The sequence below is a fragment of the Pseudomonas sp. NPDC089534 genome, assembly GCF_044749305.1.
GTDB lineage: Bacteria > Pseudomonadota > Gammaproteobacteria > Pseudomonadales > Pseudomonadaceae > Aquipseudomonas > Aquipseudomonas ekonensis.
The window spans coordinates 42,879-66,454 of record NZ_JBIVHR010000013.1 but is presented as its reverse complement, the minus strand read 5'-3'; the positions used below and the strand labels follow the sequence as shown (position 1 = coordinate 66,454).

The 23,576-nt window shown below is 66.4% G+C and carries 19 protein-coding genes and 1 pseudogene; 7 read left to right on the top strand and 13 right to left on the bottom strand.

The window, feature by feature from the left end; genetic code table 11:
• Positions 1–447: 447 nt before the first annotated feature.
• The 3 genes and pseudogenes from ACIP0B_RS06005 to ACIP0B_RS05995 all read right to left on the bottom strand — a co-directional run bounded on the left by ACIP0B_RS06005 (position 448) and on the right by ACIP0B_RS05995 (position 3,527).
• Positions 448–1,170: a methyl-accepting chemotaxis protein gene (locus tag ACIP0B_RS06005; RefSeq protein ID WP_400830526.1), complete on the bottom strand. Its 723-nt coding sequence runs from the start codon at positions 1,168–1,170 to the stop codon at positions 448–450.
• A gap of 132 nt (positions 1,171–1,302) precedes the next feature.
• Positions 1,303–2,424, bottom strand: a pseudogene (locus tag ACIP0B_RS06000) (Cache 3/Cache 2 fusion domain-containing protein); the annotation flags it as partial.
• A 182-nt stretch (positions 2,425–2,606) separates the two neighbouring features.
• Positions 2,607–3,527: a LysR substrate-binding domain-containing protein gene (locus ACIP0B_RS05995; protein WP_400830484.1), complete on the bottom strand. Its 921-nt coding sequence runs from the start codon at positions 3,525–3,527 to the stop codon at positions 2,607–2,609.
• A 158-nt stretch (positions 3,528–3,685) separates the two neighbouring features.
• Here ACIP0B_RS05995 and ACIP0B_RS05990 point away from each other — a divergent pair, with 158 nt between their 5' ends.
• Positions 3,686–5,077 (top strand): NorM family multidrug efflux MATE transporter, encoded by a 1,392-nt coding sequence (locus ACIP0B_RS05990; RefSeq protein WP_400830482.1) that lies wholly within the window; start codon positions 3,686–3,688, stop codon positions 5,075–5,077.
• A 140-nt stretch (positions 5,078–5,217) separates the two neighbouring features.
• Here the strand turns inward: ACIP0B_RS05990 and ACIP0B_RS05985 are convergent, their stop codons facing one another.
• Positions 5,218–6,891 carry a putative bifunctional diguanylate cyclase/phosphodiesterase gene (locus tag ACIP0B_RS05985; protein WP_400830480.1) on the bottom strand — a complete coding sequence of 558 codons (1,674 nt, stop codon included), beginning with the start codon at positions 6,889–6,891 and terminating at the stop codon, positions 5,218–5,220.
• 265 nt (positions 6,892–7,156) lie between these two features.
• On the opposite strand from ACIP0B_RS05985, the gene rep reads away from it, so the two are divergent.
• Both rep and ACIP0B_RS05975 read left to right on the top strand, forming a co-directional pair.
• Positions 7,157–9,160 carry a DNA helicase Rep gene (gene rep, locus ACIP0B_RS05980; protein WP_400830479.1) on the top strand — a complete coding sequence of 668 codons (2,004 nt, stop codon included), beginning with the start codon at positions 7,157–7,159 and terminating at the stop codon, positions 9,158–9,160.
• A 57-nt stretch (positions 9,161–9,217) separates the two neighbouring features.
• Positions 9,218–9,790, top strand: a complete 573-nt coding sequence (locus tag ACIP0B_RS05975; RefSeq protein WP_085578914.1) for a xanthine phosphoribosyltransferase — start codon at positions 9,218–9,220, stop codon at positions 9,788–9,790.
• Positions 9,791–9,916: 126 nt separating this feature from the next.
• On the opposite strand, the gene ACIP0B_RS05970 is transcribed toward ACIP0B_RS05975, so the two are convergent.
• The 6 genes from ACIP0B_RS05970 to dadA all read right to left on the bottom strand — a co-directional run bounded on the left by ACIP0B_RS05970 (position 9,917) and on the right by dadA (position 16,044).
• Entirely contained in the window at positions 9,917–11,839 is a 1,923-nt protein-coding gene (locus tag ACIP0B_RS05970; RefSeq protein WP_400830478.1) for an acetyl-CoA hydrolase/transferase C-terminal domain-containing protein, read from the bottom strand.
• A gap of 137 nt (positions 11,840–11,976) precedes the next feature.
• Complete coding sequence (locus tag ACIP0B_RS05965) at positions 11,977–12,393, bottom strand: cytochrome c5 family protein (protein ID WP_217894482.1); 417 nt, start codon at positions 12,391–12,393, stop codon at positions 11,977–11,979.
• Between the two features lie 182 nt (positions 12,394–12,575).
• A complete protein-coding gene (locus ACIP0B_RS05960) occupies positions 12,576–13,124 on the bottom strand; it encodes a cupin domain-containing protein (protein WP_008086779.1) in 549 nt (182 codons plus the stop codon).
• Between the two features lie 122 nt (positions 13,125–13,246).
• Positions 13,247–14,320 (bottom strand): alanine racemase, encoded by a 1,074-nt coding sequence (alr, locus tag ACIP0B_RS05955; protein ID WP_400830477.1) that lies wholly within the window; start codon positions 14,318–14,320, stop codon positions 13,247–13,249.
• A gap of 94 nt (positions 14,321–14,414) precedes the next feature.
• Positions 14,415–14,768, bottom strand: coding sequence for a RidA family protein (locus ACIP0B_RS05950; protein WP_400830475.1), 354 nt, complete (start codon positions 14,766–14,768; stop codon positions 14,415–14,417).
• Positions 14,740–16,044, bottom strand: a complete 1,305-nt coding sequence (dadA, locus tag ACIP0B_RS05945) for a D-amino acid dehydrogenase (RefSeq protein WP_400830473.1) — start codon at positions 16,042–16,044, stop codon at positions 14,740–14,742. The genes ACIP0B_RS05950 and dadA overlap by 29 nt, the downstream gene beginning before the upstream one ends.
• A 154-nt stretch (positions 16,045–16,198) precedes the next feature.
• Between dadA and ACIP0B_RS05940 the strand changes: the two genes are divergently transcribed.
• Positions 16,199–16,687 (top strand): Lrp/AsnC ligand binding domain-containing protein, encoded by a 489-nt coding sequence (locus ACIP0B_RS05940; RefSeq protein WP_003177284.1) that lies wholly within the window; start codon positions 16,199–16,201, stop codon positions 16,685–16,687.
• Between the two features lie 144 nt (positions 16,688–16,831).
• Here the strand turns inward: ACIP0B_RS05940 and ACIP0B_RS05935 are convergent, their stop codons facing one another.
• Positions 16,832–17,185 (bottom strand): YkgJ family cysteine cluster protein, encoded by a 354-nt coding sequence (locus ACIP0B_RS05935; protein ID WP_085630191.1) that lies wholly within the window; start codon positions 17,183–17,185, stop codon positions 16,832–16,834.
• Between the two features lie 145 nt (positions 17,186–17,330).
• On the opposite strand from ACIP0B_RS05935, the gene ACIP0B_RS05930 reads away from it, so the two are divergent.
• A complete protein-coding gene (locus ACIP0B_RS05930; RefSeq protein WP_400830472.1) occupies positions 17,331–18,641 on the top strand; it encodes an NAD(P)/FAD-dependent oxidoreductase in 1,311 nt (436 codons plus the stop codon).
• 62 nt (positions 18,642–18,703) lie between these two features.
• Here the strand turns inward: ACIP0B_RS05930 and ACIP0B_RS05925 are convergent, their stop codons facing one another.
• On the bottom strand, positions 18,704–18,949 hold the full coding sequence (locus ACIP0B_RS05925) for a DUF1127 domain-containing protein (RefSeq protein ID WP_400830470.1): 246 nt from the start codon (positions 18,947–18,949) through the stop codon (positions 18,704–18,706).
• Positions 18,950–19,127: 178 nt separating this feature from the next.
• On the opposite strand from ACIP0B_RS05925, the gene ACIP0B_RS05920 reads away from it, so the two are divergent.
• Together ACIP0B_RS05920 and ACIP0B_RS05915 are read left to right on the top strand one after the other, a co-directional pair.
• A complete protein-coding gene (locus ACIP0B_RS05920) occupies positions 19,128–20,549 on the top strand; it encodes a PLP-dependent aminotransferase family protein (protein ID WP_400830469.1) in 1,422 nt (473 codons plus the stop codon).
• Positions 20,550–20,609: 60 nt separating this feature from the next.
• Positions 20,610–22,178, top strand: a complete 1,569-nt coding sequence (locus ACIP0B_RS05915) for a phospholipase D family protein (protein ID WP_400830467.1) — start codon at positions 20,610–20,612, stop codon at positions 22,176–22,178.
• Between the two features lie 110 nt (positions 22,179–22,288).
• On the opposite strand, the gene ACIP0B_RS05910 is transcribed toward ACIP0B_RS05915, so the two are convergent.
• Positions 22,289–23,434 carry an MFS transporter gene (locus tag ACIP0B_RS05910; protein WP_400830465.1) on the bottom strand — a complete coding sequence of 382 codons (1,146 nt, stop codon included), beginning with the start codon at positions 23,432–23,434 and terminating at the stop codon, positions 22,289–22,291.
• Positions 23,435–23,576 lie beyond the last annotated feature (142 nt).

Below are 23,576 nucleotides of genomic sequence, written 5' to 3'. Positions count from 1 at the left end.
CCATCGCGAGCAGGCTCGCTCCCACAGGGGCGCGGTGGTGCGGCTGAAACTGTGGGAGCCCGCCTGTTGGCGATGGCGGTCTGTCCGGCACATCGATGTCGGATGGTCCGCCGTCATCGCAGGCAAGCCCGCTCCCACAAGGGGCGCGGTGGTGCGGCTGGAACTGTGGGAGCCAGCCTGCTGGCGATGGCGGTCTGTCCGGCACATCGATGTCGGATGGTCCGCCGTCATCGCGGGCAAGCCCGCTCCCACAAGAAACGCGGTGCTGCGGCTAGAACTGTGGGAGCCAGCCTGCTGGCGATGGCGGACTGGCTGGCTGGCTGGCTGGCTGGCACTTCGAGGGTGGAGGGAAACCGCCTTCGCGGGCTAGCCTGCTCCCAGCGGATCCGGCAGCACCGGTAAACCTGTGGGAGCGGGCTTGCCCGCGATAGCGATGTCAGGCGCGACTCAGCGGAAGCGGTCGACCTCGGAACGCAGGTCCGCCGCCAGCTTCTCCAGCTCCTTGGCGGTGACCGCCAGGTTGGACACCACTTCACGCTGCTCGCTGTTGGCCAGCGCGATGCTCTGCAGGTTGCTGCTGAGCAGGGTCGCGGTGCTGCTCTGCTCCTGGGTCGCGGTGGTGATCGCCGCGAACTGCTGGCCGGCCGAGCGGCTCTGCTCGTCGATCCGCGCCAGCGCCTCGGCGACGTTGGCGTTGCGCGACAGGCCTTCCTGCATCAGCACGTTGCCCTGCTCCATGGTGCTGATGGCGTTGCCGGTTTCCTGCTGGATGCTGTGGATCATCCCGGAGATTTCGTCGGTCGCCTGGCGGGTGCGCGAGGCCAGGTTGCGCACCTCGTCGGCCACCACGGCGAAGCCACGGCCCTGCTCGCCGGCGCGGGCCGCTTCGATGGCGGCGTTGAGCGCCAGCAGGTTGGTCTGCTCGGCGATCGAGGTGATCACGCTGACGATCCCGCCGATCTCCTGGGAACGCTGGCCGAGGGTGTTGATGACGGTCGCCGTGGTGTTCAGCGCGCCGGCGATCTGCTCCAGCGACGAAGACGCTTCCTCCATCGACGTCCGGCCGATCTGGGTCTGCTGGGCGTTTTCCTGGGCCAGGCGCTGGGTGTTGCCCATGTTGTCGGCGATGTTCAGCGAAGTGGCGGAAAACTCCTCGACCGCGCCCGCCATGCTGGTGATCTCGCCCGACTGCTGCTCCATGCCTTCGTAGGCGCCGCCGGACAGGCCCGACAGCGCCTGGGCGCGGCGGTTGACCTCTTCGGAGGAGCGGCGGATGTGCTCGACCATGGTCGACAGGGCCTGGCTCATCTGGTTGAAGGCGCGGGCCAGCTGACCGATCTCGTCGTGGCTCGAAACGTCCAGACGCACGCTCAGGTCGCCGGCGCCCAGCGCCTCGGCCTGCCGCACCAGATCCCCCAGCGGCTGCAGCTTGCTGCGCAGCAGCCAGACCACGGAACCCACCGCCAGCAGCATCGCCAGCAGGCTGCCGATGGCCAGTTGCGTGCCGACGCTCCAGGTCACGGCGCGGATCTCGCTTTTCGGCATGCTCGCCACCACCGACCACGGCCCGCCGTCGAACGGTACGGCGATGCTGTAGAAGTCTTCGGCGCTGTCGCTCCAGAAGCGGCCCTTGCCCGGCGTCTTCGCCAGGCCGGCGACCACCGACACCGCCTGCTCCGGCGCCTGCACGCCGGCCGGGGCCACCAGCCATTTGCTCTGCTCGTCCAGCAGCGCCAGCGAGCCGGTCTGGCCGATGCGGAAGCGCTTGAGGTTGTCGAACTGGGCGTTCTGCGCATCGGTGTAGTCGAAGCCGACGAACAAGACGGCGATCACCTTGCCGCTAGCGTCGCGCACCGGGGTGTACTGGGTCATGTACAGGCGTTCGAACAGCAAGGCGCGGCCGACATAGCCTTGCCCCGCCATCAACCGCGCGTAGGCCGGGTGGGCGTGGTCGAGCACGGTGCCGATGGCCCGGGTGCCGTCCTGCTTGCTCAGGGAGGTGCTGACGCGGATGAAGTCTTCGCCGCTGCGCACGAACAGCGTGGCGACGCCGGCGGTCATCTGCTTGAACTCGTCGACTTCCTTGAAGTTGTTGTTCAACACCTCGCCGCCCAGGTGCAGGCCCGGCGTGCGGGTGCCGGCGACGGTCACCGGTTCGTCCGGGTGGACGCTCAGGCCCGCGCTGAAGCGCTTCTCGAACAGCCCGCTCAGGCGCTGGGTGCTTTCGCGCAGCGTGCCGTGGAAGGTGCTCAGCTGGTCGGCCAGCAGGCGCGCCTCGCTGGCCAGGTGCTCTTCACGGGTGGCGAGGTTGGCCGAATCCAGCGAACGCAGGGCGAACACCGTACTGCCGCTGATGACGACCGCCAGTATCACAGCGAGCGCAAGGCCCAGCTGCGAGGCGATCCGGGCGCGGGGTTGAGACATGGACAGCTCCTGGCCGGGCCTGCGGATCCTCCCTGATCACGGCTCGGAAAATATTCTAATAATGGGGGTGTATCGTGGACCGGCACGACGGTTCCACTTGGACATATTCGGCTGTGAAAACGAATACTTGAGCGCATAACAGGGTTATGGCCCAAGGCCGGCATTGTGCTGGCTCGAACGATTCAGCTCAAGCGCGCGACCTGCGGCAGCTCCATCGCCCGAACCTCGCTCTGAAGAAAATCGCTGAGGCGGCGCAAACGTTCGCCTCCGGGGCGGGTCTTGGGCCACACCAGGTAGTAGTTCAGGCCGCTGGCGACGGCGGTGGGCCACGGCAGGCTCAGCCGTCCCTGGGCCACATCCTCGGCCACCATCAGCAGGTCCCCCATCGATACGCCATAGCCCCGCGCCGCCGCGATCATCCCCAGCTCCAGGGTGTCGAACACCTGCCCGCCCTTGAGCGACACCTGCTCGGACAGGCCCATGCGCTCCAGCCAACTGCGCCAGTCGCGCCGGTCCGGGGTCGGGTGCAGCAGTTCGGTGGCGGCCAGCCGCGCCGCGTCCCAGGGCCGGTCATCGGGCAGGTTGGGCGCGCCCACCGGGATCAGTTCTTCCGGGAACAATAGGCTGGCTTCCCAGTCCGGGGGAAAATGCCCGTCGCTGAGCAGCACCGCGCAATCGAACGGTTCGTTGTTGAAGTCCACCGAATCCACGTCCATCCAGGCGCTGGTCAGCTGCACTTCGTTGCCCGGCTGCAGATGGCGGAAGCGGCTCAGGCGCGCCAGCAGCCAGCGCATGGTCAGGGTCGACGGGGCTTTCATGCGCAGGATGTCATCTTCGGCGCGCAAGGTATTGCAGGCCCGCTCGAGCGCCGCAAAACCCTCACGGATGCCGGGCAGCAGCAGGCGCGCCGATTCGGTGAGTTGCAGGTTGCGGCCGCTGCGGTGGAACAGCCGGCAGGCGAAGTGCTCTTCGAGCGTGCGGATATGCCGGCTGACCGCGCTCTGAGTGATCGACAACTCTTCGGCGGCGCGGGTGAACGAGCTGTGCCGCGCCGCTGCTTCGAATGCGCGCAGGGCATACAAGGGAGGCAGACGACGGGACATAGACAAGGCTCCGGTTGCGGGATGGCGTCAACTTAGCAGAAATGTCTCTGGATGAGTTTTAATCATGCCACCCATCCTTTTTATCCCTTTGTGCCAACCCCGCCGAACCGCGAGAATCGACGGTCTCTTGCTCCCTCGATTAAAAGGATGTGACCACCATGCAGCGTCCCGTGCGTACCGAACTCTGGGCCATCCTCCGGCTGGCGGGGCCGCTGATCGCCTCGCAGTTGGCGCACATGCTGATGGTGCTGACCGACACCCTGATGATGGCGCGCCTGAGCCCGGAGGCCCTGGCCGGCGGCGGCCTGGGCGCGGCGAGCTATTCGTTCGTGTCGATCTTCTGCATCGGCGTGATCGCGGCGGTCGGCACCCTGGTGGCGATCCGTCAGGGCGCCGGCGACATCCTCGGCGCCGCAAGGCTGACCCAGGCCGGCCTGTGGCTGGCCTGGCTGATGGCCCTCGGCGCAGGCCTGCTGCTGTGGAACCTCAAGCCGGTGCTGCTGCTGTTCGGCCAGACCGAAACCAACGTCAACGCCGCCGGACAGTTCCTGCTGGCCCTGCCGTTCGCCCTGCCCGGCTACCTGAGCTTCATGGCCCTGCGCGGCTTCACCAGCGCCATCGGCCGGGCGACCCCGGTGATGGTCATCAGCCTGGCCGGCACCGTGGCCAACTTCCTGCTCAACTACGCGCTGATCACCGGTATGTTCGGCCTGCCGAAACTGGGGCTGACGGGCATCGGCCTGGTCACGGCGATCGTCGCCAACGGCATGGCGCTGGCGCTGGCCTGGCACATCCGCCGGCATCCGGCCTACGACGCCTACCCGCTGCGCCAGGGCCTGTCGCGCCTCAACCGGCAATACCTCAAGGAACTGTGGCGCCTGGGCCTGCCGATCGGTGGCACCTATGCCGTGGAGGTCGGGCTGTTCGCCTTCGCCGCGCTGTGCATGGGCACCATGGGCAGCACGCAACTGGCGGCGCACCAGATCGCCCTGCAGATCGTCTCGGTGGCGTTCATGGTGCCGGCGGGGCTGTCCTACGCGATCACCATGCGCATCGGCCAGCACTACGGCGCCGGGCAATTGCCCGATGCGCGGATGTCCGGGCGGGTCGGGATCGCCTTCGGCGCGGCGGTGATGCTGTGCTTCGCCATGGTGTTCTGGCTGTTGCCGGACCCGCTGGTGGGCCTGTTCCTGGATCACGACGACCCGGCGTTCGCCGAGGTGATCCGCCTGGCCGTCAGCCTGCTGATGGTGGCGGCGTGGTTCGAGCTGTTCGACGGCGTGCAGACCATCGCCATGGGCTGCATCCGCGGGCTCAAGGACGCCAAGACCACGTTTCTGGTCGGGCTCGGCTGCTACTGGCTGATCGGCGCGCCGGCGGCGTGGCTGATGGCGTTCCACCTGCACTGGGGGCCGACCGGGGTCTGGTGGGGCCTGGCGCTGGGGCTGGCGTGCGCGGCGGTGTGCCTGACGCTGGGGTTCGAGTGGAAGATGAGCCGGATGATCCGGCGCGAGCCCTCGGATTCGTTCGCCGTCGCCCGGGCAGAATGATCCTTTTGCAGCGCCTGGACGGGCGCCATCGCCAGCAGGCCGGCTCCCGCAGGGTTCAGCGGTGCCCCGCAGTGCTCTGCAGGAGCCAGCCTGCTGGCGATGGCCTCAGCCGAGGCACCGCACTGGCCTGGATGATCCGCTCAGACCACGACGTCCAGCGCCGGCAGCTCGCCGGAACCGACCGTGAGGTAAGCCACCAGCTCCGCCAGCGGCAACGGCTTGCTGATCAGGTAACCCTGCACCTGGTCGCAACCGTACCCGCGCAGCAGCGCCATCTGCTCCGGGGTCTCCACCCCTTCGGCGACCACTTCCAGGTGCAGGTTGTGCGCCAGGTTGATCATCGCGTGCACCAGTTTGCGGTTCTCTTCGCGCTGCTCCATGCCGCCGACGAAGCTCTTGTCGATCTTGAGCAAGGTGATCGGCAGGCTGTTGAGGTGCACGAACGACGAGAACCCGGTGCCGAAGTCATCCAGCGAGAAGCGCACGCCGAGGCGGCCGAGGGCGTCCATGGTCTGCTTGACCAGGTCGCTGCGGCGCATCACGGCGGTTTCGGTGAGTTCGAACTCCAGCCACTGCGCTTCGACGCCGCGCTCGGCGATCAGGCGGCTGAGGGTGGGCAGCAGCTGGCTGTCCTGAAATTGGCGGAACGACAGGTTGATCGCCATGTGCAGCGCCGGCAGGCCGAGTTCGCGCAGGGCCTGCATGTCGCGCAGGGCCCGGGAGATCACCCAGTAGCCCAGCGGCACGATCAGCCCGCTCTGCTCGGCCAGCGGCACGAATTCGCTGGGCGGCAACAGGCCGCGTTCGCTGTGGCGCCAGCGCACCAGGGCTTCGAGGCCGACGATCTGCCCGTCCGCCAGGTTCAGGCGCGGCTGGTAGTGCAGCTCCAGCTCGTCGCGGCGCAAGGCCCGGCGCAGCTCGCTTTCGAGGTCGGCCATGCTCCGCGCGTTGCGGTTGATCCGTTCGTTGAAGATGTGGAAGGTGCAGCCCTGGGTGCTCTTGGCCTGCTGCATGGCGATGTGCGCGTGCCACATCAGCGGGTCGGCGCCGGCGTGGGCGCGGGCATGGGCGATGCCCAGGCTGGAGCCGATCAGCAGGCTTTCGCCGTCGATCCAGTAGGGTTCGGCCAGCGCTTCGGTGATGCGTTCGGCCATCCACTCGGCGCGCTGCGGGGCGCGGCGGGTGTCGATCAGCAGGGCGAATTCGTCGCTGCCCAGCCGGGCCAGCTGGTCGCCGGCCTCCAGTTGGCTCTTGAGCCGCGCCACCACTTGCAGGATCAGGCGGTCGCCGGCCTGGTGGCCGAGGGCGTCGTTGGCGTGGCGGAAGTTGTCCAGGTCCAGGTGCCCGAGGGCCAGGCCGCGGCCGTCGTGCTCGGCCAGGCGGGCCGTGAGCAGGGTCTGGAAACCCTGGCGGTTGGCGATCCCGGTCAGCGGATCCTGTTCGGCCAGGCGTTGCAGGGTGTTTTCCAGCACGCCCCGCTCGCGCACATGGCGCAGGCAGCGGCGCAGCGTGCCGGTGTCGAGCCCGTCGCGCACCAGCCAGTCGCTGACGCCGTCGGGCGGGGTCGCCGGCTCGTGCTCCAGCAGCAGCACCGTCGGCAGGCTGCAGCGTCCGGGCGCCGGCTGCAGGGCCGGGGCGGTCAGCAGCACCGCGTGACGGTTGTCTTCGAACAGACGGCTGACCGAATCCCAGTCCGGCGCGCCGATCAGCACCACCGAGCTGCCCATCGGCGCCAGGCACTCGCGCAATAGAGCTGTCCAGGCCGGCTCTTCGGCCAGCAGCAGCAAACGCAAGGGTTCGACAGGCGTAGACAAGCTGACTCCCTAGACTCTGCAATGATGTGGGCGGCGGGCATTATGCCGTTGCGCCGGCCAATGACCAAATGACATCGGTTATCAAATCGTCGTTTTGTGTCACGAATGAGAACATTAGACGCAAAATCTCCGCACATCCTGCGTGAAAGTATCAAAACCGGCAAACTGTAACCGCGTGCTGCGTCACAAGTCGGACAGGGGCGGCACAATTCGCTGAGCCTGTTAAAATGCCGCCCCATTTCGTCAACGACTCCCGAATTTCCGTATGTCCCGACTCAATCCCCGGCAGCAAGAGGCCGTGAACTACGTCGGCGGCCCTCTTTTGGTGCTCGCCGGCGCTGGCTCCGGCAAGACCAGCGTGATCACGCGCAAGATCGCGCACCTGATCCAGAACTGCGGCATCCGCGCCCAGTACATCGTCGCGATGACCTTCACCAACAAGGCCGCCCGCGAGATGAAGGAGCGGGTCGGCACCCTGCTGCGCGCCGGCGAAGGCCGCGGCCTGACGGTCAGCACCTTCCACAACCTGGGCCTGAACATCATCCGCAAGGAGCACGAGCGCCTGGGCTACAAGCCCGGCTTCTCGATCTTCGACGAGACCGACGTCAAGTCGCTGATGACCGACATCATGCAGAAGGAATACTCGGGCGACGACGGCGTCGACGAGATCAAGAACATGATCGGCGCCTGGAAGAACGACCTGATCCTGCCGGCCCAGGCCCTGGAGAACGCGCGCAACCCCAAGGAACAGACCGCCGCCATCGTCTACACCCACTACCAGCGCACGCTCAAGGCGTTCAACGCGGTGGACTTCGACGACCTGATCCTGCTGCCGGTGAAGCTCTTCGAGGACCACGCCGACATCCTCGAAAAATGGCAGAACAAGGTGCGCTACCTGCTGGTGGACGAATACCAGGACACCAACGCCAGCCAGTACCTGCTGGTGAAGATGCTGATCGGCAAGCGCAACCAGTTCACCGTGGTGGGCGACGACGACCAGTCGATCTACGCCTGGCGCGGCGCGCGGCCGGAAAACCTGATGCTGCTCAAGGAAGACTACCCGTCCCTGAAAGTGGTGATGCTGGAGCAGAACTACCGCTCCACCAGCCGCATCCTGCGCTGCGCCAACGTGCTGATCTCCAACAACCCCCACGAGTTCGAGAAGCAGCTGTGGAGCGAGATGGGCCACGGCGACGAGATCCGCGTGATCCGCTGCCGCAACGAGGACGCCGAGGCCGAGCGGGTGGCCATGGAAATCCTCAGCCTGCACCTGCGCACCGACCGGCCCTACAGCGACTTCGCGATCCTCTACCGCGGCAACTACCAGGCCAAGCTGATCGAGCTGAAGCTGCAGCACCACCAGGTGCCGTACCGTCTCTCCGGCGGCAACAGCTTCTTCGGCCGCCAGGAAGTGAAGGACCTGATGGCCTACTTCCGCCTGATCGTGAACCCGGACGACGACAACGCCTTCCTACGGGTGATCAACGTGCCGCGTCGGGAGATCGGCTCCACCACCCTGGAGAAGCTCGGCAACTACGCCACCGAGCGCAAGATCTCGATGTACGCCGCCACCGACGAGCTGGGCCTGGGCGAGCACCTGGACAGCCGCTTCACCGACCGCCTGTCGCGCTTCAAGCGCTTCATGGACCGGGTGCGCGAGCAATGCGCCGGCGAAGACCCGATCTCGGCCCTGCGCAGCATGGTCATGGACTACGAGAACTGGCTGCGCACCAACAGCTCCAGCGACAAGGCCGCGGACTACCGGATGAGCAACGTCTGGTTCCTGATCGAAGCGTTGAAGAACACCCTGGAGAAAGACGAAGACGGCGAGATGACCGTCGAGGACGCCATCGGCAAACTCGTGCTGCGCGACATGCTCGAACGCCAGCAGGAAGAGGAAGACGGCGCCGAGGGCGTGCAGATGATGACCCTGCACGCGTCCAAGGGCCTGGAGTTCCCCTACGTGTTCATCATGGGCATGGAAGAGGAAATCCTGCCGCACCGTTCCAGCATCGAGGCCGACACCATCGAGGAGGAACGCCGCCTGGCCTACGTGGGCATCACCCGCGCCCGCCAGACCCTGGCCTTCACCTTCGCCGCCAAGCGCAAGCAGTACGGCGAGATCGTCGATTGCGCGCCGAGCCGCTTCCTCGACGAGCTGCCGCCGGACGACCTGGCCTGGGAAGGCAACGACGACACCCCGACCGAAGTCAAGGCCGTGCGGGGCAACAACGCATTGGCCGATATACGCGCGATGCTAAAGCGTTAGAATCGACCACTTTTTACTAGACCTTCGGCGCACACGGCGCCAGTAGAGGAACGCTTCATGGAAGCACTGCACAAGAAAATCCGCGAAGAAGGCATCGTGCTTTCCGACCAGGTCCTGAAAGTCGACGCCTTTCTGAACCATCAGATCGACCCGGCCCTGATGAAGCTGATCGGCGACGAGTTCGCCGCGCTGTTCAAGGATTCGGGCATCACCAAGATCGTCACCATCGAAGCCTCGGGCATCGCGCCGGCGATCATGACCGGCCTGAACCTGGGCGTGCCGGTGATCTTCGCCCGCAAGCACCAGTCCCTGACCCTGACCGAGAACCTGCTGTCGGCGACCGTGTACTCGTTCACCAAGCAGACCGAAAGCACCGTGGCCATTTCCCCGCGTCACCTGACCAGCAGCGACCGCGTGCTGATCATCGACGACTTCCTGGCCAACGGCAAAGCGTCCCAGGCGCTGATCTCGATCATCAAGCAGGCCGGCGCCACCGTGGCGGGCCTGGGCATCGTCATCGAGAAGTCGTTCCAGGGCGGCCGCGCCGAGCTGGATTCCCAGGGCTACCGCGTCGAATCGCTGGCCCGGGTCAAATCGCTGAAGGACGGCGTCGTCACCTTCATCGAGTAACCCGCACAGCAGTGCCCTTGTGGGAGCCTGCCTGCTGGTGATGGCGCCGGGTCAGCCGACATATTCATGGCTGACAGGCCGCCATCGCCGGCAGGCTGGCTCCCACAGTTGTTTTGGCTGCTGATGTCATTGCGTGGTGGCTTTCAGGCCGGTGAGCAGCAGGCGCTGAAACAGGTCTTCCTTCAGGCCTTCCGGGGTTGTCAGTCGCATCCGCTCAAGGTGCCCGGGGAACGCCGACGCCTGCGGCGCATCCAGCGCCGCTTTCCCCAACTCAAGGACCTCGCTCAGCTTGAACTTGCTCTTGAGCCAGTTCAGCGCCCGCAGCAGATCCCGCTCCACCTCGGTGAAATCGCAACCCAGCGGATATTCCGGAAACAGGTTCGGATGCCGCGCGGCGATCCCCTGCAAACGCTGCGGGCTGTTGTCGGCGAAACGTGGATCGAGGCGGAAATCCTTCGGCAGTTTGCCGGCCTTCTGCGCCCGCTCGGTCAGCTCCGGCTGAAAGCGCGAGTCGCTGATGTTCAGCAAGGCCTCGATCACCGCCGCATCGGACTTGCCGCGCAGGTCGGCGATGCCGTACTCGGTGACCACGATGTCGCGCAGGTGCCGCGGAATCGTGCAGTGGCCGTACTCCCAGACGATGTTCGAACTGACCTCGCCGCCGGACTCGCGCCAGCTGCGCAGCAGCAGGATCGACCGCGCGCCCTCCAGCGCATGGCCTTGGGCAACGAAGTTGTATTGCCCGCCGACGCCGCTGAGCACCCGCCCGTCCTCCAACTGGTCGGCCACCCCGGCGCCCAGCAGGGTCATGGTGAACACGGTGTTGATGAACCGTGCATCGAGGCGCTGCAAGCGCTTGAGCGCTTCCTGGCCGTACAGCTCGTTGATGTAGCTGATGCGGGTCATGTCGAATTCGCAGCGCTTGCCGGCGGGCCGGTCGCGCAGGCGCTCGTAGAAACTGCGCGGCCCGAGGAAGAAGCCGCCGTGCACCGAAACGCCGTCGGATTGCGCGGCTTCATCGAGGGTGCCGGCGTTGGCCCGCTCCTGGGTCGGCACATCCGGGTAGACCTTGCGCCGAATGATCCCCGCCTCCGCCAGCACCAGCAAACCGTTGACGAACATTTCGCTGCAGCCGTACAGGCCCTTGGCGAACGGTTCGAGACCGCCCTCGCCCTCGACCAGCCGGGCCCACGGGCTGAGGTTCACCTCTGCCAGCAGGTTGCGGTATCCGCCGTTGTCGGCCTGGCGGGCCAGCAACGCGGCGGTCAGCGCGTCGCCCATCGAGCCGATGCCGATCTGCAGCGTGCCGCCGTCGCGCACCAGCGCGCTGGCGTGCAGGCCGATGAAATGGTCCTGAAACCCCACCGGCATGTTCGGCGTGGAAAACAGCGTGCTGCTGTCCTTCTCGTCGATCAGCAGGTCGAAGGTGCCGATGTCCACCTCGGCGTCGCCGGGCATGTACGGCAGTTCGGTGTGCACCTGGCCCACCAGCAGAATGGTTTCCCCGGCGGCCCGGCGCTTGGCGATCATCGGCAGCAGGTCGAGGGTGATGTCCGGGTTGCAGCTCAGGCTCAGGCGATCGGGATGCTCGGCGCTGCTGGCCAGCAACTGCGCCACCAGGTTCAGCCCGGCGGCGTTGATGTCGCGGGCCGCGTGGCTGTAGTTGCTGCTGACGTAGTCCTGCTGGGCCTGCGAGCTGTGCAGCAGGCTGCCGGGCTGCATGAAGAACTGCTCGATGCGGATGTTGGCCGGCAGGCTGTCGCGGCGCAGGTCGGCGAGGAACTCCAGTTCCGGGTAATCGCCGAAGACCCGGTCGACGAAGGGTTCGAGAAAGCGCTTCTGCAGACCGTCGCCCAAGGCCGGGCGGCCGAGGCACAGGGCGGTGTAGACCGTCAGTTGCCGTTGCGGCAGGCCCTTGATGCGCCGGTACAGCGCGTTGACGAAGCGGTTGGGCTTGCCCAGCCCCAGCGGCAGGCCCATGTGGATGTGCGCCGGCAACCGCGCCAGCACATCGTCTACGGCCTGTTCGATCGAACACAGCTGCACCATCTGAAGCCTCCCGCCCGTTCCATGAATAGAGGTACGACCGAGCTTGCCGCCAGATTGCTGCAATGACCAGCCTCAGAGCCGGATCGCGGGCACAAAAAAACCGTCCGAAGACGGTTTTTTTCGCAGGATGCAGCGCCTTACTTCAGGCCGGACATCTTCTGGATCGCGCCCTTGAGCTCGGCGTCGGAGCAATCGGCGCAGGTGCCCTTCGGCGGCATCGAGTTGATGCCGGTGATGGCCTTGGCCAGGATGCCGTCGAGGCCGCCCTGGTGGTCGGCGCGCTCTTTCCAGGCCGCCGCGTCGCCGATCTTCGGCGCGCCCAGCAGGCCGGAGCCGTGGCAAGCGTTGCAGTGCTTGGCGATCACTTCATCCGGCGTCTTCGCGCCGCCACCGCCGCCTGCGGCTGCGGCGACTTCCATCCCCTTGCACTCCTGACCCTGAACGCAGACCTGGCCGACCGGCTCAAGGCGTTTGGCGATATCGTCGTTGGTCGCAGCTTGAGCGCTGGCAGCCCAGAGGGCCAATACGGTTGCTGGTGCGGCCAGCATTTTCATAATTAGGTTCACGCGTTCACCCTCAATGGTGGCTATTCACGCCTGCGGCCACGGTTCGCAGGCGGGCGCAAGTATAGCGGTAAGCCCGCCACACTGAAACAACCCCAAAGTTGAAGGGGTTTTGTTGCGCATCGGTCAAACGGCCCGGACGCCTTCGCCGCAATGGCCTGGCGCCTCTCGATCTAAAAGTTCGCCGGCGTGGCTGCGCTGATTAGTCGCGCAGGCAAGTCGAACGGATTGCGGAAGCGATGCGGCTTGGTACTTTCAAAGTAGTAGCTGTCGCCGGCTTCGAGGATAAAAGTTTCAAGGCCCACCACCAGCTCCAGGCGCCCTTCCACCAGAATCCCGGTTTCCTCGCCTTCGTGGGTGAGCATCTCTTCGCCGGTGTCGGCGCCCGGCGGGTAGATTTCGTTGAGGAAGGCGATGGCCCGGCTCGGGTGGGCGCGACCGACCAGTTTCATGGTCACGGCGCCGTCCGAAATGTCGATCAGCTCGTTGGCCTTGTAGACGATCTGGGTCGGGACTTCCTGCAGGATCTCTTCGGAAAAGAACTCGACCATGGACATGGGAATGCCGCCCAGCACTTTGCGCAGCGAACTGATCGAAGGGCTGACGCTGTTCTTTTCGATCATCGAAATGGTGCTGTTGGTGACGCCCGCACGCTTGGCGAGTTCACGCTGGGAAAGCCCTTTGAGCTTTCGGATCGATTGCAGTCGTTCACCGACGTCCAAGGCACGAGCCTCCTGAGGTTGTAGGGATAGTGAGCGTTATCATGGCGACAGCGTTCAGTATTTACAACACTTGGGCCCGGCCCCCGCAAGGGCCTGCGGCGGACGGCGGCGGCCGCGGCGCGTCAATCCCCGGAATAGAGCCTCGGCACCCGGCGCAGGTTGCAGAAGATCTGGTACGGGATGGTGTCCGCCCACTTGGCCACGTCGCTGGCGAGGATGTTCTTGCCCCACAGCTCCACGGTGGAACCCAGGCCGGCCTGCGGCACATCGGTCAGGTCGATGCACAGCATGTCCATCGACACGCGGCCGAGAATGCGGCTGCGCTGGCCGGCCACCAGCACCGGGGTGCCGGTCGGCGCCTGGCGCGGATAACCGTCGGCGTAGCCCATGGCGACCACGCCGATGCGCATCGGCTTGTCGGTGATGAACCGGGCGCCGTAGCCGACGGGCTCGCCGGCGGGCAACTCACGGACGCTGATGACCTTCGATTCGAGGGTCATCACCGGCTGCAGGCGCTCGGCCACGGCGTTGGATTCTTCGAACGGCGTGGCGCCGTACAGCATGATGCCCGGACGCACCCAGTCGCTGGGGATCTGCGGCCAGCCCAGCACCGCCGGCGAGTTACGCAGGCTGATTTCCGCGGCCAGGCCCTGGCGGGCGGCCTCGAACACCGCGACCTGGTCGGCGCTGCTCTGCTCGTGCAGTTCGTCGGCGCGGGCGAAGTGGCTCATCAGGACGATCTTCGCCACCTTGCCGCTGGCCAGCAGCCGCTGGTAGGCCGCCGGATAATCCTTGGGATGCAGGCCGACCCGGTGCATGCCCGAATCCAGCTTCAGCCACACGGTGATCGGCTTGCTCAACGCCGCCTGCTCGATCGCCTCGAGCTGCCACAGCGAATGCACCACGCACCAGAAGCCGTGCTCGACGATCAGCGCCAGCTCGTCGGCCTCGAAAAAGCCTTCGAGCAGCAGCACCGGCGCACGGATCCCGGCGGCGCGCAGCTCCAGGGCCTCCTCGATGCAGGCCACGGCAAAACCGTCCGCCTCGGCCTCCAACGCTTGGGCGCAGCGCACCGCGCCATGGCCGTAGGCGTCGGCCTTGATCACCGCCAGCGCCTTGGCGCCGGTGGTCTCGCGGGCGATACGGTAGTTGTGGCGCAGGGCTTGAAGGTCGATCAGGGCACGGGCAGGACGCATGGCGGCAGACTTCTGGGCGGTCATGGGAAGAAAAACCGGCGCCGGCTGGCGTTGATCGCCAACAGCGCCGGGAGAGGGATTTTTCTGCGGCGGATCAAGGCTGTGCGGCGATCACCGAGATCTCGACCAGCACATCGGGCCGGGCCATCTTCGCTTCGACGGTGGCGCGGGCCGGGGCGACGCCCTTGGGCAGCCACTGGTCCCAGACCGCGTTCATGGCGGCGAAGTGCTCACCGATGTCGTTCAGGTAGATCGTCGCCGACAGCAGGTGGCGCTTGTCGGTGCCGGCCAGATCCAGCAAACGCTCGATGTTGGCCAGCACGTCACGGGTCTGCTGCTCGACGCCGGCGCTGAAGTCGTCGCCGACCTGTCCGGCCAGGTACACGATGCCGTTGTGGGTGACGATCTGACTCATGCGCTCATTGGTGAGCTGGCGCTGGATTGCCATGCTTGGCGGACTCCTGGGTGGTGTTGCCGTAACGGGAAATGTCGAGGCCTTCGGCGCTGATCTGCGGCTTTTTCTTGGCCATCAGGTCGGCCAGCAGACGGCCGGAGCCGCACGCCATGGTCCAGCCGAGGGTGCCGTGGCCGGTGTTCAGGAACAGGTTCTTGAACGGGGTGGCGCCGACGATCGGGGTGCCGTCCGGGGTGGTCGGACGCAGGCCGGTCCAGAAGCTCGCCTCGGCCAGGTTGCCGCCCTGAGGATAAAGGTCGTTGACGATCATCTCCAGGGTTTCGCGCCGGCGCGGGTTCAGCGACAGGTCGAAGCCGGCGATCTCGGCCATGCCGCCGACGCGGATGCGGTTGTCGAAACGGGTGATCGCGACCTTGTAGGTCTCGTCGAGGATGGTCGACGTCGGGGCCATCGCCGGGTTGGTGATCGGCACGGTCAACGAGTAGCCCTTGAGCGGGTACACCGGGGCCTTGATGCCCAGCGGCTTGAGCAGTTGCGGCGAGTAGCTGCCCAGGGCCAGCACGTAGCGGTCGGCGGTCTCCAGCTTGCCGTCGATCCACACGCCGTTGATGCGGTCGCCGGCGAAGTCCAGGCGCTGGATGTCCTGGCCGAAGCGGAATTCCACGCCGAGCTTGGCGGCCATTTCCGCCAGGCGGGTGGTGAACATCTGGCAGTCGCCGGTCTGGTCGTTCGGCAGGCGCAGGGCGCCGGCCAGGATGTCGGTGACGTTGGCCAGGGCCGGCTCGACCCGGGCGATGCCGGCGCGGTCGAGGACTTCGAACGGCACGCCGGACTCCTTCAGCACGGCGATGTCCTTGGCGGCGCCGTCCAGTTGGGCCTGGGTGCGGAACAGCTGGGTGGTGCCCAGGCTGCGGCCTTCATAGGCGATGCCGGTCTCGGCGCGCAGTTCGTCGAGGCAGTCGCGGCTGTACTCGGACAGGCGCACCATGCGCTCCTTGTTCACCGCGTAGCGGTTGGCGGTGCAGTTGCGCAGCATCTGCGCCATCCACAGGTACTGGTCGATGTCGGCGGTGGCCTTGATGGCCAGCGGCGCGTGACGCTGCAGCAGCCACTTGATGGCCTTGAGCGGCACGCCCGGCGCGGCCCACGGCGAGGCATAGCCCGGCGAAACCTGGCCGGCGTTGGCGAAGCTGGTCTCCATGGCGGCCGCCGGTTGACGGTCGACCACCACCACTTCGAATCCGGCACGGGCCAGATAGTAAGCACTGGTGGTGCCGATGACGCCGCTACCCAAGACCATGACGCGCATTTTTGTATCCCTCGCCGCGGTCGGACCGCGAACCTGTTGTCGGAGCAATGATGCGCGCAGTGTAAAAAAGATTCGCCAGTGCTTTTCACTGTATAAGCGCCTATATTTGGCGACAATTCTCGGCAAAAACCCTTTTCACGGAGGCGCATCCCCTATGCGTACCAACACTCAGACCAAACGGGAGCTGGACAAGATCGACCGCAACATTCTGCGGATCCTTCAGGCGGACGGGCGGATCTCGTTCACGGAGCTCGGGGAGAAGGTCGGGCTGTCCACCACGCCCTGCACGGAGCGGGTGCGGCGGCTGGAGCGCGAGGGGATCATCATGGGCTACAACGCCCGGCTCAACCCTCAGCACCTGAAGGGCAGCCTGCTGGTGTTCGTCGAGATCAGCCTCGACTACAAATCCGGCGACACCTTCGAGGAGTTCCGACGCGCGGTGCTGAAACTGCCCCACGTGCTGGAGTGCCACCTGGTGTCGGGGGATTTCGACTATCTGGTGAAGGCGCGGATTTCCGAGATGGCCTCGTACCGCAAGCTGCTGGGCGACATCCTGCTCAAGCTGCCGCATGTGCGCGAATCCAAGAGCTACATCGTGATGGAAGAGGTGAAGGAGAGCCTGAGCCTGCCGATTCCCGACTGACATCCGCGGCGCCTGGTCCGGCCCCATCGCTGGCAAGCCAGCTCCCACAGGGTCAGTAGGTGTTCGCAGAATCTACGCTCACCTCCGGACTTGTGGGAGCTGGCTTGCCAGCGATGGGGTCGCCGCGGATTTAGCGCGAACGCTTCATACCAACACCTGCCGGTTCTCGGCCATGTACTCGAACACCTGCCGCTCCACCCGCGGATGGATCAGCTCCACCGGCCGACGGCCGTTCGGGCAAGGCAAGGTCTGGGTCGTACCGAACAGCCGACAGATCAACGGCCGCTCGTCATACACCGTGCAGCCTTCGGGCCCCAGGTGCACACAGTTGTAGGCCTCCATGGCCGCGTCCTGTTCGGCGCGGGTCTTGCGCGGCAGGCGCGCCATCTCCTCCGGGGACGTGGTCACCGGCCCGCAGCAGTCGTGGCAGCCCGGCACACAGTCGAACGTGGGGATCTGCTGGCGCAGGGAGCGGATTTTCTGGCTATTGCAGCTCATGGAAGCGATGACCGACGTGGAACAGGCGGCGATTGTGCCGCAAAAGCCGCGATCCAGACAGCGATGGCCGACCGGTGTTGCCCGGCTTCCGGCGTCCGGCTTATCCTCCGTCAAATTTTCTCGACACCCGCTCAGGATGACGCCCATGAATGCCCGCGCCCACGCCACCGCGAGCCAGCCCCACGTTGCTTCCTACTACGCCGCCAGCAGCCTGCCGCAGCCCGACCATCCGGTGCTGCAGGGCGAGGTGGCCACGGACGTGTGCGTGGTCGGCGGCGGCTTCACGGGCCTGAACACCGCGCTGGAGCTGGCCGAACGCGGCTTCAGCGTGGTGCTGCTGGAGGCGAACCGGATCGGCTGGGGCGCCAGCGGCCGCAACGGCGGGCAACTGATCCGCGGGGTCGGCCATGGCCTGGATCAGTTCGCCAACGTCATCGGCACCGAGGGCGTGCGCCAGATGAAACTCATGGGCCTGGAAGCGGTGGAGATCGTCCGCCGGCGCGTGGAGCGCTTCCAGATCCCCTGCGACCTGACCTGGGGCTATTGCGACCTGGCCAACAAGCCCCGCGACCTCGACGGTTTCGCCGAGGACGCCGAGGAACTGCGCAGCCTCGGCTACCGCCACGAAACCCGCCTGCTGCGGGCCGACCAGATGCACACCGTGGTCGGCTCAAAGCGCTACGTCGGCGGCCTGATCGACATGGGCTCCGGGCATCTGCACCCGTTGAACCTGGCGCTGGGCGAGGCGGCGGCGGCGCAGCAGTCGGGGGTCAAGCTGTTCGAACGGTCGGCGGTCACCCGCATCGACCACGGCCCCGAAGTGCGGGTGCACACGGCCCAGGGCACGGTGCGCGCCAAGACCCTGGTGCTGGGCTGCAACGCCTACCTCAACGGCCTCGACCCGCAACTGGGCGGCAAGGTGCTGCCCGCCGGCAGTTACATCATCGCCACCGAACCGCTGAGCGAAGCCCAGGCCCATGAGCTGCTGCCGCAGAACATGGCGGTCTGCGACCAGCGCGTGGCGCTCGACTATTACCGGCTCTCGGCGGACCGGCGCCTGCTGTTCGGCGGCGCCTGCCACTACTCGGGCCGCGATCCCAAGGACATCGCCGCCTACATGCGGCCGAAGATGCTGGAGGTGTTCCCGCAGCTGGCGGGCGCGAAGATCGATTTCCAGTGGGGCGGGATGATCGGCATCGGCGCCAACCGCCTGCCGCAGATCGGCCGGCTGGCGGATCGGCCGAACGTGTATTACGCCCAGGCCTACTCGGGCCACGGGGTGAACGCCACGCACCTGGCGGGCAAGCTGCTGGCCGAAGCCATCGGCGGACAGCACGGCGGCGGGTTCGACCTGTTCGCCCAGGTGCCGCACATCACCTTCCCCGGCGGCAAGCATTTGCGCTCGCCGCTGCTGGCGCTGGGGATGCTGTGGCACCGCCTCAAGGAACTGGTCTGAAGGCCTGACGGCAACCTTGATGCCCTCATCGCGAACAGACCCGCGATGAGGGCATCAAGGTTTCAGATCCTCCAGAACGGCTTCAGCCCCTCCTCCAGCGCCTGCTCCCGGGTCAGCCCGATGTCCTTGAGCTGCTGCGGCGTCAGCCCCAGCAACGCCTTGCGCGTGTGCAGACGGTGCCAGAACAGGCCCCAGCGGCTCAGGCCGGACGGGGCGTTGCGCAAGGCCTCATTGCGCGCGCTGTCCTGTTGCCCTGCCGTCAGTTCCTGACTGTGTAACGTCAGCCGCACATCGCTCAAGCCGTTCATTTTCTTTGCTCCTGTTTACTTGGGTAGCGAGAGATTCCATGATGCGCGGGCAGGCAAAAGCATTACAGATTCAACGCATCTGTATTAACTCCATACAGATTGGCCGTCCTGAGCTCTGAATTGTCGATTTTCGCCCCATCTGTACCGGTCTACCGGATCACCTGTACGAGGCAGTGCCATGACCCTGTATGTGAACCTCGCCGAGCTGCTCGGCACCCGCATCGAACAAGGCTTCTACCGGCCCGGCGACCGCCTGCCGTCGGTGCGCGCCCTGAGCGTCGAGCACGGGGTCAGCCTGAGCACCGTGCAGCAGGCCTACCGGATGCTGGAGGACAACGGCCTGGCCACGCCCAAGCCCAAGTCCGGTTACTTCGTGCCGGTCAGCCGCGAGCTGCCGGAACTGCCGGTGGTCGGCCGGCCGGTGCAGCGCCCGGTGGACATCTCGCAGTGGGACCAGGTGCTGGAGCTGATCCGCGCCGTGCCGCGCAAGGACGTGGTGCAGCTGGGACGCGGCATGCCGGACGTTTCCTCGCCGACCATGAAGCCGCTGCTGCGCGGCCTCGCCCGGATCAGCCGGCGCCAGGACATGCCCGGCCTGCATTACGACAACATCCACGGCACCCTCGAACTGCGCGAACAGATCGCCCGGCTGATGCTCGACTCCGGCTGCCAGCTGAGCGCCGGCGACCTGGTGGTGACCACCGGCTGCCATGAGGCGCTGTCCACCAGCATCCACGCGATCTGCGAGCCGGGCGACATCGTCGCCGTGGACTCGCCGAGCTTCCACGGCGCCATGCAGACCCTCAAGGGCCTGGGCATGAAGGCGCTGGAGATTCCCACCGACCCGCTCACCGGCATCAGCCTCGAAGCCCTGGAACTGGCACTGGAGCAGTGGCCGATCAAGGTCATCCAGCTCACGCCCAACTGCAACAACCCGCTGGGCTACATCATGCCGGAGTCGCGCAAGCGCGCCTTGCTGCACCTGGCGCAGCGCTTCGACGTGGCGATCATCGAAGACGACGTGTACGGCGAACTGGCCTACACCTACCCTCGCCCGCGCACCATCAAGTCCTTCGACGAAGACGGCCGCGTGCTGCTGTGCAGTTCGTTCTCCAAGACCCTGGCGCCGGGCCTGCGCATCGGCTGGGTGGCGCCGGGCCGTTACCTGGAGCGGGTGCTGCACATGAAGTACATCAGCACCGGCTCCACCGCGCCGCAGCCGCAGATCGCCATCGCCGAGTTCCTCAAGGCCGGCCACTTCGAACCGCACCTGCGGCGGATGCGCACCCAGTACCAGCGCAACCGCGACGCGATGATCGACTGGGTGACCCGCTACTTCCCCGCCGGCACCCGCGCCAGCCGTCCGCAAGGCAGCTTCATGCTGTGGGTCGAATTGCCGGAAGGCTTCGACACCCTGAAGCTCAACCGCGCCCTCCACGACCAAGGCGTGCAGATCGCCGTCGGCAGCATCTTTTCCGCCTCCGGCAAGTACCGCAATTGCCTGCGGATGAACTACGCTGCCAAACCGACGCCGCAGATCGAAGACGCGGTGCGCAAGGTCGGCGCCGCGGCCATCCGCCTGCTGGCCGAGACCGACTGACTTTTCGCGGCCCTTCAGCGTCCATATGCCCATCACCTCCGCCATCCGGAACGATCCCACGTGAGCTTCAGACAGCCCCTGTCCGTTCTGCTGTTGCTGACCGCGCTGCTGGGCGGCTGCGCGACCCTCGACGCGCAACGCGAGCCGAGCCAGGCGCTGCCGGCGTCGGCCTCCGCCTTCGGCCGCTCGATCCAGGCCCAGGCCGCACCGCACAAGGGCCGGTCGGGCTTCCGCCTGCTGTCCGACAGCACCGAAGCCTTCACCGCCCGCGCGGAACTGATCCGCAACGCGCAAAGCAGCCTCGACCTGCAGTACTACATCGTCCACGACGGCGTCAGCACGCGGATGCTGGTGGATGAACTGCTCAAGGCCGCCGACCGCGGCGTGCGGGTGCGGATCCTGCTGGACGACACCACCAGCGACGGCCTCGACCTGATCATCGCCACGCTCGCGGCCCATCCGCAGATCCAGATCCGCCTCTTCAACCCGCTGCACCTGGGGCGCAGCACCGGCGTCACCCGGGCGGCAGGCCGCCTGTTCAACCTGTCGCTGCAGCACCGGCGCATGCACAACAAGCTGTGGCTGGCCGACAACAGCGCCGCCATCGTCGGCGGACGCAACCTGGGGGACGAGTACTTCGATGCCGAACCCAACCTGAACTTCACCGACATCGACATGCTCAGCGTGGGGCCTGTGGCCGAACAGTTGGGGCACAGCTTCGACCAGTACTGGAACAGCGCCCTGAGCCGGCCGATCGACGAGTTCCTCTCCAGCCGGCCTACGGCGAAGGATCTGCGCAACACCCGCACCCGCCTGGAGGAATCCCTGCAGGACACCCGCAAGCAGAACCACGCGCTGTATCGCCAGTTGAAGGCCTACAAGACCGCTCCGCGCATGGACACCTGGCGCCGGGAGCTGATCTGGGCCTGGAACCAGGCACTGTGGGATGCACCGAGCAAAGTGCTGGCCAGGGACGAGCCCGATCCGCAGCTATTGCTGACCACCCAGCTGGCGCCGGAGCTGAAGGGCGTCAGCCAGGAACTGATGATGATTTCCGCCTACTTCGTGCCCGGCCAGCCTGGGCTGGTGTACCTGACCGGGCGCGCCGATGCCGGGGTGTCGGTGAGCCTGCTGACCAACTCGCTGGAGGCCACCGACGTGCCGGCGGTGCACGGCGGCTATGCGCCTTACCGCAAGGCGCTGCTGGAGCACGGCGTCAAGCTCTTCGAACTGCGCCGCCAGCCGGGCGCCACCGGCGGCAGCGGCCCCCGCTTGCTGTACGGGTCGTCCTCCCGGGGCTCGGATTCGAGCCTGCACAGCAAGGCGATGATCTTCGACGGCAAGAAGGCGTTCATCGGCTCCTTCAACTTCGACCCGCGCTCGGTGCTGTGGAACACCGAGGTGGGCGTGCTGGTGGACAGCCCGGCGCTGGCCGCCCATGTGCGGGAGCTGGCCCTTCAGGGCATGGCGCCGGCGTTGAGCTACGAGGCGAAACTGGAGGACGGGCATGTGGTGTGGGTGACCGAGGACGGCGGCACGCTGCACACCCTGACGAAAGAGCCGGGGAGCTGGTGGCGACGGTTCAATGCCTGGTTCAGCACCACCGTGGGCCTTGAGCGGATGCTTTAGCCCACACCCTGTGGCGAGGGAGCTTGCTCCCGCTTGAGCGCGCAGCGCTCACAGGTGGGAGGGGACGCTTCGGCACCCCGACAAGCTCCCTCGCCACAGGGGGATATCCGTCAGGCCGGCTCGGCCACCTTGCCGAACGCCCCCTGGCGCATCAGCAGAATCACCAGCCCGAACGCCCCGGCCGCCATCAGCAGCGGCAGCGCATGCCCGCTGATCCACTGGCTGCCCGCACCTGCCGCCAACGGCCCGACCAGGCAGCCGATGCCCCACAGCTGCGCGATGTGCGCGTTGGCCCGCACCAGCGCGTCGTCACGGTAACGCTCGCCGACCAGGATCAGCGACAGCGTGAACAGACCGCCCGCGCTGGCCCCGAACAGCACCCACAGCGGCCAGATCAGCAAGGTGTCGATCAGCAGCGGAATCGCCAGGCTCGACAACAGCAGCACCATGGCGCAGCCGGTGAACAGCGTGCGCCGGGACAGCCGGTCCGCCAGCGCGCCGATCGGCAGCTGCAGCAACGCGTCGCCGACCACCACGGTGCTGACCATCGCCAACGCGATTTCCGCCGTGAAGCCCTGGCGCAGGCAGTACACCGGCAACAGCGTCAGGATCATCGCCTCGAATGCAGCGAACAGCGACACGGCCCAGGCGATCGCCGGCAGCTCACGACCAAATCCCAGCAGATCGCCGAAGGTCACGCTGCTGGCCTCGCTGCTCGGCGCCCCGCTGCGTCCGAGCAACAGCAGCGGCGCGACGGTCAGCAGGCCCACGCCGACCCAGAAGCCATAGTCGTGCTCGGTGCCCAGCGCCCCCAGCAGCAGCGGCCCGGACAGCTGGCTCAGCGCGTAGCTGCTGCCGTACAGCGCCACCAGCCGCCCGCGCCAGTGCTCGACCACCAATTGGTTGATCCAGCTCTCGCCGAGGATGAAGACGATGGTCAGGATCACGCCGATCATCAGCCGCAGCGCCAGCCAGACCGGATAGCTCGGCAACAGCGCCAGCAGGCCGATGGACAGCGCGCCGCCCCACAGGCACAGGCGCATCAGGTTCGCCGTGCCCAGGCGCGCCGCCAGATGGCTGGACACCTTCGCCCCCAGCAGCACGCCGATGGCCGGCATCGCCGCCATCACACCGATGGCGAAGGAGCCGTAGCCCCAGCCCTCCAGACGCAACGACACCAGCGGCATACTGACCCCCAGGGCCAGGCCGACACTCAAGACAGACGCCAACACGGCGAAATACGTCGCCCAACGCATGTTCCACGCTCCTGTGGATAGTTGTTTTTCAGAAGCCACATCAAACAAATGTGGGAGCGAGCCTGCTCGCGAAAGCGGCGTCACATTCAACAGGGATGTCGACTGTCACACCGCTTTCGCGAGCAGGCTCGCTCCCACAGGG

Bases quoted from the DNA above. Each gene is read 5' to 3' on its own strand.
- ACIP0B_RS06005 (WP_400830526.1), bottom strand. From the start codon at position 1,170: ATGGCGGGCGCGGTCGAGGAGTTTTCCGCCACTTCGCTGAACATCGCC.
- ACIP0B_RS05995 (WP_400830484.1), bottom strand. From the start codon at position 3,527: ATGTCCCGTCGTCTGCCTCCCTTGTATGCCCTGCGCGCATTCGAAGCA.
- ACIP0B_RS05990 (WP_400830482.1), top strand. From the start codon at position 3,686: ATGCAGCGTCCCGTGCGTACCGAACTCTGGGCCATCCTCCGGCTGGCG.
- rep (WP_400830479.1), top strand. From the start codon at position 7,157: ATGTCCCGACTCAATCCCCGGCAGCAAGAGGCCGTGAACTACGTCGGC.
- ACIP0B_RS05975 (WP_085578914.1), top strand. From the start codon at position 9,218: ATGGAAGCACTGCACAAGAAAATCCGCGAAGAAGGCATCGTGCTTTCC.
- ACIP0B_RS05970 (WP_400830478.1), bottom strand. From the start codon at position 11,839: ATGGTGCAGCTGTGTTCGATCGAACAGGCCGTAGACGATGTGCTGGCG.
- ACIP0B_RS05965 (WP_217894482.1), bottom strand. From the start codon at position 12,393: ATGAAAATGCTGGCCGCACCAGCAACCGTATTGGCCCTCTGGGCTGCC.
- alr (WP_400830477.1), bottom strand. From the start codon at position 14,320: ATGCGTCCTGCCCGTGCCCTGATCGACCTTCAAGCCCTGCGCCACAAC.
- ACIP0B_RS05950 (WP_400830475.1), bottom strand. From the start codon at position 14,768: ATGGCAATCCAGCGCCAGCTCACCAATGAGCGCATGAGTCAGATCGTC.
- dadA (WP_400830473.1), bottom strand. From the start codon at position 16,044: ATGCGCGTCATGGTCTTGGGTAGCGGCGTCATCGGCACCACCAGTGCT.
- ACIP0B_RS05940 (WP_003177284.1), top strand. From the start codon at position 16,199: ATGCGTACCAACACTCAGACCAAACGGGAGCTGGACAAGATCGACCGC.
- ACIP0B_RS05935 (WP_085630191.1), bottom strand. From the start codon at position 17,185: ATGAGCTGCAATAGCCAGAAAATCCGCTCCCTGCGCCAGCAGATCCCC.
- ACIP0B_RS05930 (WP_400830472.1), top strand. From the start codon at position 17,331: ATGAATGCCCGCGCCCACGCCACCGCGAGCCAGCCCCACGTTGCTTCC.
- ACIP0B_RS05925 (WP_400830470.1), bottom strand. From the start codon at position 18,949: ATGAACGGCTTGAGCGATGTGCGGCTGACGTTACACAGTCAGGAACTG.
- ACIP0B_RS05920 (WP_400830469.1), top strand. From the start codon at position 19,128: ATGACCCTGTATGTGAACCTCGCCGAGCTGCTCGGCACCCGCATCGAA.
- ACIP0B_RS05910 (WP_400830465.1), bottom strand. From the start codon at position 23,434: ATGCGTTGGGCGACGTATTTCGCCGTGTTGGCGTCTGTCTTGAGTGTC.